15 protein-coding genes are annotated in these 13306 nt (G+C 34.5%); 10 read left to right on the forward strand and 5 right to left on the reverse strand.

What is annotated here, in order from left to right; translation table 11 throughout:
- The first annotated feature begins 130 nt into the window (after nucleotides 1-130).
- The 3 genes from NSS71_RS06490 (at nucleotide 131) to NSS71_RS06500 (ending at nucleotide 4983) form a co-directional block, all read left to right on the forward strand.
- Nucleotides 131-1759 (forward strand): catalase, encoded by a 1629-nt coding sequence (locus tag NSS71_RS06490; RefSeq protein WP_235850031.1) that lies wholly within the window; start codon nucleotides 131-133, stop codon nucleotides 1757-1759.
- A gap of 306 nt (nucleotides 1760-2065) precedes the next feature.
- On the forward strand, nucleotides 2066-3943 hold the full coding sequence (gene htpG / locus NSS71_RS06495; RefSeq protein ID WP_082138447.1) for a molecular chaperone HtpG: 1878 nt from the start codon (nucleotides 2066-2068) through the stop codon (nucleotides 3941-3943).
- Between the two features lie 314 nt (nucleotides 3944-4257).
- On the forward strand, nucleotides 4258-4983 hold the full coding sequence (locus NSS71_RS06500) for an MBL fold metallo-hydrolase (RefSeq protein ID WP_047940677.1): 726 nt from the start codon (nucleotides 4258-4260) through the stop codon (nucleotides 4981-4983).
- Between the two features lie 158 nt (nucleotides 4984-5141).
- Here the strand turns inward: NSS71_RS06500 and NSS71_RS06505 are convergent, their stop codons facing one another.
- Nucleotides 5142-5765, reverse strand: coding sequence for a LysE family translocator (locus NSS71_RS06505; RefSeq protein ID WP_047940676.1), 624 nt, complete (start codon nucleotides 5763-5765; stop codon nucleotides 5142-5144).
- 252 nt (nucleotides 5766-6017) lie between these two features.
- On the opposite strand from NSS71_RS06505, the gene NSS71_RS06510 reads away from it, so the two are divergent.
- The 6 genes from NSS71_RS06510 (at nucleotide 6018) to NSS71_RS06535 (ending at nucleotide 8906) form a co-directional block, all read left to right on the forward strand.
- Nucleotides 6018-6434, forward strand: a complete 417-nt coding sequence (locus tag NSS71_RS06510) for a PAS domain-containing protein (RefSeq protein ID WP_047940675.1) — start codon at nucleotides 6018-6020, stop codon at nucleotides 6432-6434.
- Nucleotides 6364-6798 (forward strand): PAS domain S-box protein, encoded by a 435-nt coding sequence (locus tag NSS71_RS06515; RefSeq protein WP_161798383.1) that lies wholly within the window; start codon nucleotides 6364-6366, stop codon nucleotides 6796-6798. The genes NSS71_RS06510 and NSS71_RS06515 overlap by 71 nt, the downstream gene beginning before the upstream one ends.
- A gap of 5 nt (nucleotides 6799-6803) precedes the next feature.
- On the forward strand, nucleotides 6804-7271 hold the full coding sequence (locus NSS71_RS06520; RefSeq protein WP_236691767.1) for a diguanylate cyclase domain-containing protein: 468 nt from the start codon (nucleotides 6804-6806) through the stop codon (nucleotides 7269-7271).
- 273 nt (nucleotides 7272-7544) lie between these two features.
- Nucleotides 7545-7919 carry a hypothetical protein gene (locus NSS71_RS06525; protein ID WP_047940673.1) on the forward strand — a complete coding sequence of 125 codons (375 nt, stop codon included), beginning with the start codon at nucleotides 7545-7547 and terminating at the stop codon, nucleotides 7917-7919.
- Nucleotides 7916-8461, forward strand: a complete 546-nt coding sequence (locus NSS71_RS06530) for a hypothetical protein (RefSeq protein WP_047940672.1) — start codon at nucleotides 7916-7918, stop codon at nucleotides 8459-8461. Before NSS71_RS06525 ends, NSS71_RS06530 begins: the two co-directional genes overlap by 4 nt.
- 148 nt (nucleotides 8462-8609) lie before the next feature.
- Nucleotides 8610-8906 carry a Parvovirus coat protein VP1-like protein gene (locus tag NSS71_RS06535; protein WP_047940671.1) on the forward strand — a complete coding sequence of 99 codons (297 nt, stop codon included), beginning with the start codon at nucleotides 8610-8612 and terminating at the stop codon, nucleotides 8904-8906.
- A gap of 107 nt (nucleotides 8907-9013) precedes the next feature.
- On the opposite strand, the gene NSS71_RS06540 is transcribed toward NSS71_RS06535, so the two are convergent.
- The 3 genes from NSS71_RS06540 to NSS71_RS06550 form a co-directional block, all read right to left on the reverse strand.
- A complete protein-coding gene (locus NSS71_RS06540; protein WP_053215579.1) occupies nucleotides 9014-10282 on the reverse strand; it encodes a glycoside hydrolase domain-containing protein in 1269 nt (422 codons plus the stop codon).
- 118 nt (nucleotides 10283-10400) lie between these two features.
- On the reverse strand, nucleotides 10401-11351 hold the full coding sequence (locus NSS71_RS06545; RefSeq protein WP_047940670.1) for an L-lactate dehydrogenase: 951 nt from the start codon (nucleotides 11349-11351) through the stop codon (nucleotides 10401-10403).
- Nucleotides 11352-11482: 131 nt separating this feature from the next.
- Nucleotides 11483-11701 carry a hypothetical protein gene (locus tag NSS71_RS06550; RefSeq protein WP_047940669.1) on the reverse strand — a complete coding sequence of 73 codons (219 nt, stop codon included), beginning with the start codon at nucleotides 11699-11701 and terminating at the stop codon, nucleotides 11483-11485.
- Between the two features lie 191 nt (nucleotides 11702-11892).
- Between NSS71_RS06550 and NSS71_RS06555 the strand changes: the two genes are divergently transcribed.
- Complete coding sequence (locus tag NSS71_RS06555; RefSeq protein ID WP_047940668.1) at nucleotides 11893-12414, forward strand: GNAT family N-acetyltransferase; 522 nt, start codon at nucleotides 11893-11895, stop codon at nucleotides 12412-12414.
- A 47-nt stretch (nucleotides 12415-12461) separates the two neighbouring features.
- Here NSS71_RS06555 and NSS71_RS06560 read toward each other — a convergent pair whose 3' ends face one another.
- On the reverse strand, nucleotides 12462-13304 hold the full coding sequence (locus NSS71_RS06560; protein ID WP_047940667.1) for a TIGR03943 family putative permease subunit: 843 nt from the start codon (nucleotides 13302-13304) through the stop codon (nucleotides 12462-12464).
- Nucleotides 13305-13306 lie beyond the last annotated feature (2 nt).

Genomic DNA, 13306 nt, shown 5'->3' on the forward strand with positions numbered 1-13306 from the left:
CAGTAACCCCAATATTTATTTAAATAGTTATACCCATCATTTACTTCCAATAGCATGAATTAGCATATATTGGATACAACTAATAATGACTAAATACTAGGAGGTTATTTTTTTGGCAGAGAAAAAAGATATGAATAATGAAAAGGGGCAAGATCAGGATCGAGAAACCTTAACAACAAGACAAGGACATCCTGTATTAGATAACCAAAACATCCGTACTATTGGGAATCGCGGCCCTGCTACACTTGAGAATTACCACTTTATTGAAAAGATCTCCCATTTTGATCGTGAAGAAGTGCCAGAGCGTGTCGTACATGCACGAGGCTCTGGAGCATTTGGTTATTTTGAAACTTACGGAAAAGTAGGAAATGAGCCGGTAGAAAAGTATACTCGTGCAAAAGTATTTTCCGGAGCAGGGAAGAAGACACCATTGATGGTTCGTTTTTCTACTGTTGCTGGGGCGAAGGATTCACCTGAAACAGCACGCGATCCACGTGGATTTGCTGTAAAAATGTATACTGAAGATGGAAACTGGGATTTGGTTGGAAATAACCTTAAGATATTCTTTATTCGTGATGCCATGAAGTTTCCAGATATGATACATGCCTTTAAAGCAGATCCAGTTTCAAACGTACCAAACCCACAACGTATGTTTGATTTTGTTTCCCGCACTCCTGAGGCTACACATATGATAACCTTCCTCTTCTCACCATGGGGTATTCCAGCTACATATCGTCATATGCAGGGTTCTGGGGTAAACACTTATAAATGGGTAAATGAACAAGGTGAAGCAGTATTAGTAAAATACCATTGGGAACCAAAACAAGGCATTCGCAATTTGACGCAAGAGGAAGCAGAATCTATTCAAGCCAAGAACGTTGGCCATGCGACACAAGACTTATATGAAGCAATCGAGCGTGGTGATTATCCAGAATGGGAGCTTTACGTGCAAATAATGGAGGATGATTATCATCCAGAACTAGATTTTGATCCTCTCGATGATACGAAGCTTTGGCCAGAAGATAAATTCCCATGGTTGCCAGTTGGGCGTATGGTCCTCGATCGTAATCCGGTCGATTTCCATACCGAAATTGAGCAAGCTGCTTTCGGTACTGGTGTACTTGTAGATGGAATGGATTTTTCTGACGATAAGATGTTACAAGGGCGCACCTTCTCTTACTCTGATACTCAACGCTATCGTGTTGGTGCAAATTATCTGAAAGTACCAGTAAACGCACCAAAAGCACCTGTGCGCACAAATCAACATCGCGGCCAAATGGATGTACGTGATCCGAAAGAATCTGGGGAAAACCCACATATCAACTATGAACCATCTATGCTTGGTGGTTTTAAAGAGGCAGGGAAAGAAGAGCGGGTACCTCATCAGCCGACCTATAATGCTGCGGCGATGAGTGCACCAATAGACCGACCTAATAACTATGGACAAGCTGGTCACACATACAGAAGCTTTGAAGATTGGGAGCGCGAAGAATTAATAAAAAACCTATCGGAAGCACTGGCAATCTGTGATAAAAAAATTCAAGATGCGATGATTGAACACTTTACACAAGCAGATGAAGATTATGGCCGCCGTGTGAAAGAGGGCATCGAAACGAAAATGAAAGAGATGAAAGAAACGGCAAAGGATAATGTTCCAGGGCGTGAAGCAGGTCAATCAAAATATGGGCAAGGAACAATAGATGCCAATGAAGCAACAAAAGATGCAGTGAAGAAAAGCCATGAAGCTGACCCTTATTAATAAGTGGAATGGTAGATAAAAAGGTAGCTACTAAAAGTTCTTATTAAGTTGATGGGAGACACATTTAAAATTGTGTCTCCTTTTTGGTATTTTTAGGCCTGTTAACCACCAATTTCACAATCCTTAGTGGCAATTATATTCCATAAAGTTCTTATGTGCCAACCACATCAATCATTCTTTTCCTCTATAATAACATTAATTGACATCCCTTATGAAATATGATATTTAATTAATAGATTAGCACTCATCACATTTAAGTGCTAATATTATTACATAAGATAAAGAAGAAAGGGTGCAGGAAAATTGATCGAAACGAAAGAATTTAAAGCGGAATCCAAACGTTTATTAGAAATGATGATCAACTCCATCTATTCGCAGCGGGAAGTATTCTTACGTGAGTTAATTTCAAATGCTAGTGATGCAATTGATAAAATTTATTATAAAGCTTTAACAGATGACTCTATTAATTTTGAAAAAGATAATTATTTTATTAAAATTACTGCTAATAAAGAAAACCGTACGTTAACCATTTCTGATACTGGTATTGGAATGACAAAGGAAGAATTAGAAGCAAATTTAGGTACAATTGCTAAAAGTGGTTCCCTTGCTTTCAAAATGGAAAATGAAGCGAAGGATGGCCATGATATTATTGGGCAATTCGGTGTAGGTTTCTATGCAGCGTTTATGGTCGCAGATGAAGTAACCGTTATTACTAAATCACTGAATAGTGATACAGCTTATAAATGGATGTCAAAAGGTGCTGATGGTTATACCATTGAAGAAACGGAGAAATCAACAATCGGTACCGATATTATCCTTACAATTAAAGAAAATGCAGAAGAAGAGCAGTATGATGAATTTTTAGAAGAATATCGTTTAAAATCGATTATTAAAAAATACTCTGACTTTATCCGTTACCCAATTAAAATGGATGTAACGACAAGTAAGCTAAAAGAAGGCACAGAAAATGAGTATGAAGAAGTTAGCGAAGAACAAGTCATTAACAGTATGGTTCCCATTTGGAAAAAGAATAAAAATGAGTTAACAGAAGAAGACTATCAAAATTTCTATGAAGAAAAACGTTATGGCTATGATAAGCCATTGAAGCATATTCATGTTAGTGTAGACGGAGCAATTCGTTATAATGCAATACTTTACATTCCTGAAAAAACACCGTTTGATTATTATTCTAAAGAGTATGAAAAAGGCCTAGAGCTCTATTCAAATGGTGTCTTAATTATGGAGAAATGCGCGGACTTGCTGCCAGATTACTTTAGTTTTGTCAAAGGGATGGTTGATTCTGAAGATTTATCCCTTAACATTTCAAGAGAAATGCTGCAGCATGATCGTCAATTAAAACGGATTGAAAAGAACTTAACAAAGAAAATTAAGAGCCAGCTCCTCAGCCTTTTAAAGGATGAAAGAGAAAAGTATGAATCCTTCTATAACTCCTTTGGAAGACAAATCAAATTCGGAGTCTATAATGATTTCGGGATGAATAAAGAAATGTTACAGGATCTTCTCTTATTCTATTCATCTAAAGAGAAAAAACTAGTATCATTAGATGAATATGTAGAAAGAATGCCAGAAGATCAAAAATTCATTTATTATGCAGCTGGTGACTCGATTGATCGTATCGAAAAACTTCCACAAACAGAATTAGTAGCAGATAAAGGCTTTGAAATTCTTTATTTAACAGATGATATTGATGAATTTGCGATAAAAATGATTGCAGCATATAAAGAGAAGGAATTTAAATCTGTATCAAGTGGAGATTTAGGACTTGATCAAGAGGAAGAAAAAGAGGAAAAAGAAGTAACGGAAGAGAACAAAGCGTTGTTTGATTACATGAAGGAGATTCTCTCTGGCAAAGTCAAAAACGTAAAAGTGTCTACCCGCTTAAAATCACATCCTGTATGCTTAACTGCAGAAGGGGAAGTTTCGATTGAAATGGAAAAAGTGTTAAGTATGATGCCGGACAATCAAAATATCAAAGCAGACAAAGTGTTAGAAATTAATAAAAATCATGAAATTTTCCAATCATTAAAAGAGGCTTATGAAAAGGACAAAGATAAAGTGGCTCTTTATACAAACCTTTTATATAATCAAGCCCTATTGATTGAAGGTCTGTCTATTGAAGATCCTGTCGAATTTACGAATAATATTTGTAAATTAATGAAATAAGAAAAAAAAGCGGCTGGGACTAAGTTTTCCAACCAAGATAAACTCGAACGATTATACGGAGAATACTAAGAGGATTTTCGGTAATCGTTTGGGTTTTCTTTATTTTAAGAAAGGAGTTTGGAGGAATCGTCTGCAAACTGAAAACACTTCTTTTACCATGGAGCGAGCGCCGAGCCGCTTCGATTTTTAACCTATTTACTTCTTCGCCTATTTCAAATCTAAACATCATCCCCATACTTACAAATTTATATTTTACTAATTAAAACGAAAACGCTATACTTATAAAAAAACTATCAGAGATGGGGAACAATATTATGGCAGAATTAAAAGGAATAGAGATCTTGACGATTGAAAAAAATTCCTTTGTCATTCACCCAACCCTTATATGGGATGAAAAACAAACCTTATTAATCGATACAGGAATGCCTGGGTTTATGGAAGATATAAATGTAGTGATGGCTAAAGCAAATAAATCCTTGGAGGACTTAACGGGAATTTTGTTAACACACCAAGACATTGATCATATAGGTAGCTTACCAGAGATATTAACCGCTTGTACGCAGTATTTAACAATTTACGCACATGAAGGAGATATACCTTTTATTGAAGGGGATATACCTTTATTAAAAGCAAATCCTGATAATTTTAGCGAAAAAGAATGGGAATCACTTCCTGATCCATTTAAATTTATTTATCTCCATCCACCAAAGGCAAAAGTTACTGCTTCTCTACATGATAACCAACTATTAGACATAGATGGAGGTATAGAGATTATTCATACACCTGGACATACGCCAGGACATATCAGCCTGTTTCATAAAAGATCCGGTACTTTAGTTGCTGGAGATGCCTTACTTGCTGAAGATGGCCGATTACAGCATCCAGATCCAGTAAACACACCAAATATGGAGCTTGCGATTCAATCCCTAAAAAAGCTTTTAGCTTATCCGATTAAACAAATAGTTTGCTTTCATGGAGGAATGGTTACAGAAAATATCCAAGAGCAATTAGAAGGTTTGGTTCAATCGAAAGCTCTTTAAGTAGTGCACTATTAGAAATGATCCTAAAATTGCCTTATATAATGTTAGGAGACATTTCTAATAGTCACTTTTCATTTCAAATAGTCTATTATTTAGACAACTTTTCTCTATATAGTAAAGGAATTGATTCTGCTGGAGAATAAAAGAAACAGCTGCAATTATAAAAAGAACTGAATTCCCCGAATCCCAAAATATCCTCCAAATAGAATAAGAATAAGTCCAGAAATTCTACTAACAATAGTGATTAGCTGTTCAGATACGACATTTCGGAAAAAACTAGCCAGTACAGATACGGTAATATCCCAAATCGCTACGCCAAATAACATGCATCCCGTGTATAGAAGTACCGTACTTGTACTAAAATTATGTATAGTAGAGGCTAAAATAGATCCATATATTCCTAGCCAGAAGATAATCGATAGCGGATTCATAATACTCATCAGTAATCCAGTAACAAATGACCGAAACATAGAATTATTGTCTTTACCACTCCTTGATATAGTGCTAGTTTTAGTCATGATACCTTCTATCCCTGTATATATGAGGACAAATGCACCGAACAACCAAAGAAAAGTTTGAACAATTGGGATATTAGCCAATTTTGCTACGCCAAAGTATACGAGAATGATAAAAAATACATCACCTAGGAGAGAACCTAACGACAGAACCCACGCATGATGAAATCCATATCTAAGCCCTCTGTTTATAACAGCAGCATTCACTGGTCCTATCGGCGCTGCTAAAGACAAACCCAAGGCAATATAATATAAAATACTATCCATAAAGATCCTCCTAATATAAACGTCTATAATTAACGTATTCAATAAGGAGAGCATGTACCACATTTTTAGAAAACTTTTTTCTATTTATAATAGAATTGTATATTTGGCAAAAAACAAAATGAAATAGTCCATACTTCTCTTGAAAAAGAGGAAATCTTTTAATAATAGACTGACAATGATATAATAATTTTAAAAAAGAAAATACAGAAAATACCTATTTGCCTATAATTATTTTTGGTAGGGGACATAACCATGAATGTAAATGATACGCCATCTCTTGATTTTTTTCGTATACTTGTTGAACATGTAAGTGACTGGATATGGCAATTAAACGAACATTGGCAATTTACGTATTCCAATTCAATTGTTGAGGAGATATTAGGTTACTCATCTGCTGAAATACTAGGACAATCTCTGTTTTCTTATATAAAAGCAGATGAAATTCCAACACTAAAAACAAAACTTTCAACAGCTAAAGAAAATAACAAAACTCTCTATAATATGGACTTCACTATGATACACCGAAATGGCTATGACGTATTGATTGAAACAAATGCGAAGCCTATAATAAATAGTCAAAACATAGCAATCGGATATAGTGGAATCAATCGGGACATTACCTTATGGAAGAAAAATCAAGAGCGAGCAACAATTACTAGATATAATTGAGGCTTCTCCAGATTTCATAGCGACTGCAGACAGCAATGGAAATACCACCTATTTAAATCCTTCTGCTCGATCCTTTCTTGGCATATCTGAAAGTGCAGAAGACTTACAATCTGTGAATGCACAACTTTGGACAAATAAATTTGTTGAATTAAGTAAGAATGGCATTTCAAATGAGAAAAGTATATGGCAAGGAGAGAATGTCCTATATAACGCAAACGGGAAAAAAGTTCCTGTATCGCAAACTATTGTCAGTCATAAAGCTACCCATCAAAATGTTCATTTTCTTTCCACATCGCAAGAGATATATCATAAAGAAAGGCATATGAAGCAATTATTAAGCGCCAAGCTCTATACGATACATTAACAGAACTGCCTAATAGGCGCTATTTATATAAAACCATGTCTGAATTAATAGAATTCCAGAATGAAAGCCATTCATTTGCTTTACTATTTATAGACATTGATGACTTTAAACAAATAAATGATTCATTAGGGCACAAATACGGTGATCGAGCATTAAAACTCCTTGCAGCGAGAATGAAAGGATCAATAAGAGAAACTGATTTTTTATGTCGTTTGGGTGGAGATGAATTTATTCTTATCATTAAGGATATGAATACAGAACATGAATTAGAAAATTATGCTAAGAGATTACTTGCTATTTTTAATCATCCTCTTCGAATGGACAATAAACTTTATTCTATTTCTTGCAGTATCGGTATCAGTATCTATCCATATCATGGGAGGGATATCGAAACATTAATGCAAAACGCTGATAAAATTATGTATCAAATGAAAAAATCAGGAAAAAACGGCTATCAAATTACTAAACAATAAAAAATTGAATTCAAAGGCAATGTCTTTGAATCTTTTTCTTCATAGGTATAAGGACTCAACATTAAAACTATCCTTAATTAATTTCGATTATTCTTGGAAAAATCAATTGACAACACGGCTGTTTGCAACTATTTTCATATAATAAAAGTTGCAAAATTATCCCAACTCATCTAACTATTGAAGGATTTTGTAGAATATCATCGAAAAATAATGAAAAAGAATGTATAATAGATACTTAGGAAACTAGATTCTGAAAGAGGGAGGATCTTTAAAATGGAATGGACACTAGCCATATTGTTTATTGCAGCAGCCATTTTGCTCATTACTTCCGTAATTAAAGCAAAACAAACGTCAAAATCAGAGCAACGTGAAATAGATGTAATTCACCTTTCTGTGATGGAAGAAATAGCACAGTTGCAAAAACAAATACGCCATCTTGAGTTGGACATAGAAATATTAGAAAAACAAACAGGCGTTCAGCTAGCTTCTAAAGACCGAATGGTTTTACGAGAAGTGCTTGACTTGCATAGACGTAAGTATTCAGTTGAAACAATTGCAGCTCAAAAAAAGCTTACTCAAGCTGAAGTAGAAGAAATGTTAGCTCCTTACTTAACTGGAAAAGAGGAAAGGAGAAGTGTTTTACAATGAAGCCATCAATAATTACAAGTTTCGCAGCGGGAGTTCTTTTAGCAACTTCTGTTAGCGGCATTGTCTATTTTTCTACGAAGGATGATACAGCGAATGCTGAAACAAACAATAATGTCCAAAAAGTAGATAAAGTAGCAAGTGATGCAGCAAATACGCCAACTGTTGAAGAAATGAAAGATATCTTAACAAGCAGTGGTTATGTTGTACAAACTTCTGAAGAAGCAAAGAAAAAAGAAGATGACGTAAAGAAACAAGCATCTGAATCTAATACTTCTGAAGAAAAGAAAGATGACAAAAAAGAAGAAGATAAGAAAAAAGAGGAAGTTAAAACAGTTACTGTTACAGTTTCAAGTGGTATGACTAGTTATGATGTAGGAAGCATTTTACATGATGAAAAAATCATTAAAGAAACCGCCTTGCAATTCTCGCAAAAAGTAGATAAAAAAGGCGTAGCAGAATACTTAAGGCTGGGATCGTTTAAAATTAAAAGCGATATGTCAACCGACGAAATTATTTCCACTATCTTCAAAAAACGAAGCTAACTTATAAAAGCTTGTCCGAAGTATTCCTTTGGACAAGCTTTTATTGTTTATGAAACAATTTTTCATATGGAAGTTTTCTTTTTTTAGATTGATTTCCCAAGCTATTTTTTACAAGCTTCATAATCTATATAGAAGGGAGAATCAGAGAATGCAAAAGAAAAGAAGGAAAACGATTAAACTATGTCTGCCTGGCGGTTATCGATATTGCGGTCCCGGCTGCAGTGGTCCTGGTGCACCTATCAATTATGTTGACTCCTGTTGCCAAAGGCATGATCAATGTATAGAGACATATGGTTCTTGTCGCTATTGTGACGAAAAATTACTTCATTGTGTCCAATCAAAATCTAGAGAACGAAATCAAGAAGGGAAGACTGCCAGACTTATCTCTGATTTCATGCGATTTCGACTTGAAATCAATGGCGGATGGAGAGGCAGACACTTATAACTTCCTATAACGCGACTTCGAAAAATTATTATGTGATTTCCAAATTTCTAGATTTAAAAAACGAACATCTTACTTTCCGAATTATTCGTTAGTAAGATGTCCATTTTTTAATGTTTCCACAATACATCTGTCAGGTTGCTGTCAAATAGATTAGTATCTATATTACATGTTTCATCATTAATACCATATTGCCATCCATATGCAAGCGACTCTTCCGGTGCATCCACTTTAAATTCGGGGGCATCTTCTTCTGTAGTTATCCCAATATTAGGAGAGGCAGACCATAGAAATGTATTATCTTTTATTTCCGCATTGTTTTTTACAGCTTGATTAAAGGAAGCAGTTAACGCTTCATCTTTATCAAAAATACCATAAATAGCAGGCTCATAGGTAGATTTACTAACTTCGGCATACCATCCTTCTATAAAGGCGGCATCCACAGGATAATTGGGTTCTATGTCCGCAAAAATGGCGACACCATCTGGAGCTTCAAGCTCCTTAGCCAACTCAATTGCCTTCTTTGCTTCACTTACACCATTATCATATCCTGTTGCGTCTGTAAACCCATTATATATGAGTAAGATATCCGCTTCATTGGAATGAATTAAATCGACTTGATCTGCCGTTAAGCCATGAGAAACACCTTCATTTGTTCCTAGATAGCGCGCAATCACTTTAGGATCTCCAAAGTTATCTCTTACACAAGCAAGAAAATCCTCTGTTGTTTCACTAGCAGAATCAATTCCCCATAAATAGGATGTTTCTTCCTTGTTGTCCTTATTTCCGTTTGATTCGTTCCCGTCGTTTTCTTTCTTACCATTATCTTCTTTATTATTTTCGTTATTGTTTGTATCCCCATTTTCATTATTGGATGATTCTTTCTTTCCATTGGTATTAACTTCATTGGAGACATTAACATCCACATTTAAATCTAAATCATTCAATATATTATTCGCTAGCTCTGCTTTGTTACTAGAGAGAATATTATTCGTAATATTATTATTTGTCGTACCATTTATCTGACCTTTTAACAAGTTTTCAATAGTATTATTAATAGTGACAGATGCTTCTTTTTCTGTTTTATTATCAATGCTATTGTCAATAGCAGCATCCTTATCTTCTAAGTCATTTTTCACCTTATTTTCAATTGTTGCTTTAGATTCGCCACCAACTATATTCTGGATGTTATTTGTTACTGAAATATTAATATCGCCTGGAGCGCTTTCTGTTGTGGCATTACTCTCGGAATTGACTGAATTGCCTTGCTCTTTATCTGCTTCCACTTTATTTGTTTGAAAAAGCAAAACAGTAACAATTCCAGAAAAAAGAATCAAGAAAGTAGCAGCTGCTATAAGAAGGTATTTCTTCCAATCCATTCTGTCACACCTTTCCTAATTTACTTACTTTATAAAGTATGTAAATTAGAGAATTTGGGTGTGGGCTATTTTTGGATAGAAATATCTCTTCATTTCAACAAACAGAAGGTTTAGAGTGTTAGGTAAAGTGAGGCTTAAGAATATCTTTTAAAATAGCAGCACTTTGCTGAAATTTTTCTTGTTCATCTAAAGCTAATTCCAACTCGATAACTTCTCGTATTCCCTCTCTATTTATAACGGCGGGAACACCAATATAGACATCCTTTTCCCCATATTGGCCATCCAAATAGGCAGAAACCGTTAATACACTATTTTCATTACTTAAAATTGCTTTTGTTATCCGTACAAGTCCCATCGCAATCCCATAATAGGTTGCACCTTTTCCTTCAATGATCTTGTAAGCCGCATCCCGAACATTCACAAAAATATTATCTAAATCTTCCATTTTATAATGAGCAGCTCTTTTCATTAACTTATAAACTGGAATACCAGCAACATCTGCCGCACTGTAGACAGGAAGTTCACTGTCCCCATGTTCTCCAATAATATAGGCATGAACGCTAGTAGGAGCAACTTTAAAATAATCTCCTAGTAAATAGCGAAATCTTGCGGTATCCAGTATCGTACCAGAGCCAATGACTTGATTTTTCGGCAAACCACTATAGCGCCAAGTAGCATAGGTTAGAATATCTACTGGGTTTGTAGCAACTAAAAATATTCCATGAAATCCACTTGCCATTACTTGTTCGACAATGGATTTAAAGATTTTTAAATTCTTTTCCACTAAATCAAGACGGGTTTCTCCTGGTTTTTGATTGGCTCCTGCACATATGACAACTAAATCCATTTCAGCACAATCTTTATATTCCCCATATTTAATACTAATTGGATTAGGGGCAAATACCTTGCCATGATTCAAATCCATCACATCGCCAAATGCTTTGTCCTTATTTAGATCAATTAATAATAATTCATCTACAATTCCTTGATTCATTAAAGCAAAGGCATAGCTAGATCCAACAAATCCAGCGCCAATTAAAGCTACGCGACTAACTTTATTACTTAGCATTTTCTACTCCCCTTTAAAACTATTTATTAAATAGCGTTTGTCTATCCCCTGCGAATTATGTATTTTATAAAAAATGTTACCGGAATTATAAAAAAGAAGACATCATACAAATGATATCTCCTATACAATATCTAACGCTTTCTTTTTTTATTATCTACTGCAAGTACGGCTTTTTTTACCACCTTTTCAAATTCCACATTTACTTGATATACCTCTTCTTTTAATTGATTCACGGAAAGGACTTTGCCTTTTCGTCCTTTTATTTTTACAGGTTGATCAATATTCGGTATGTCTTGCCGTAATTGGGTCAATACATTGGTACTATTTTCAAAATAATGGACAGTAATCATTCAATAACACTCCTTTAAAGGAAGTTTTTTCGGATATTAAAATTAATATGGATAAAAGAAATAATTTAGAACGATAAACATGCTAGTCATTAAAAAGACAAACCTTCCATTCATTTTAAATATTTTTAAACAAACTTGCTTAATCTTCGCTTATAATAAGAAAAGAATAAACAAAGGTGAGGGAACCAAATATGAACATTTCCTTTAAAAAAATAGATAATCCAACTGATCAATTAATTTCTTGTTTAAATAAGTGGGAAAATGACCCAAGACTTATCCCGTTCATTCATCCTTGCAGAAATAAAGAGGATTTAGAAAACTACGTACTTGTTACAAAAGAGGAAATAACAAAACGATTAACCAATTACCACATGTATGCTATTTATTTAGATGATATTCTTGTTGGAGAAATGAATTATACGATTGATCCCATTCATCTATATAGGAAAGAACAAGGGACCGCTTGGATCGCTATTACAATTGGCGAAGAAGTTGCAAGAGGAAAAGGTGTCGGATCAACATCATTAATCTATCTAGAAGAGCAGATCAAAAAACAAGGGTTTAACAGGATTGAGTTAGGCGTATTTGAATTTAATAAAAACGCACATAAATTATATAAAAAGCTTGGATATCAAGAAATTGGCAAAAATAAATTCTTCACTTATTATCAAGATAGAATGTGGGATGATATTCGCATGGAAAAATATATATAAAAAAAAGGAGAGAAGTGCTGCATATAAGCAAACATTCTCTCCTTTTTTTAATACTGTCTATATACATAAGGGTCATCTGGCTGATTAATGGACTTCCAATCTGTAACTTTAAGAATCGGAATGGTTTTCTTAAATGGTTGATAGTACACTGTTTCAAGCTTACCTGTTACTTGGAGCCATTGATCATTCTCTCTTTTCAATTCATCCGGAATATCAAGAAGCATTCCAAAAACACCAGCATCAGCAATACAATGGATAATCCCAAAGCGCAGCAGGAACAGCTGATTATTGGTTAAATCCTCTTCCTTGTAAGTAAATCCTGTCAACGTAATTTTTCTATCCATAAATTGACCTGGATAATTATAGATTGTTTCCAAATCATTTAAAAAATTATCTTCCCCTAATTTAATTTCAGGGAGATTCTTTATTTTATCTAAGCCCTTATCCATCACTTCTGCATAGCCTTCTTTGCCATAATAGCTACTCGTATTTGGCTGCAGGAATTGATGCTGACTATATTCATCTCCTTCATCATATGCAGGGAAATAGAGTCCCTTTTTCTCCACAATATTCGAATCAAGGGTAGCCACTGGAAGTATTAAACCAGTAAGAATAGGAATAAGCAATGTTATAATCGTAAATCCACGTTTCCACCAGCTATTTTCTTCATGGGAATGATCATGTCCACAATGATTACACGATGCATCATGTGTATGTTTATCCTTTTTTACATAGTTATAGACACATATAATTGTAAAGAGTACAAATATATAGATAGCAGACTCTGAAATATAAGCATATTTCATATTAATATATTTAGATATATCGCCAGTTGCATGTAAATGTAGAAATAAATAAGTAAAGCCTATTAACACGAATATTCGAAACATGT

Source organism: Niallia sp. FSL W8-0951, from assembly GCF_038006525.1.
In the GTDB taxonomy this organism is placed as follows: Bacteria; Bacillota; Bacilli; order Bacillales; family Cytobacillaceae; genus Niallia; species Niallia circulans.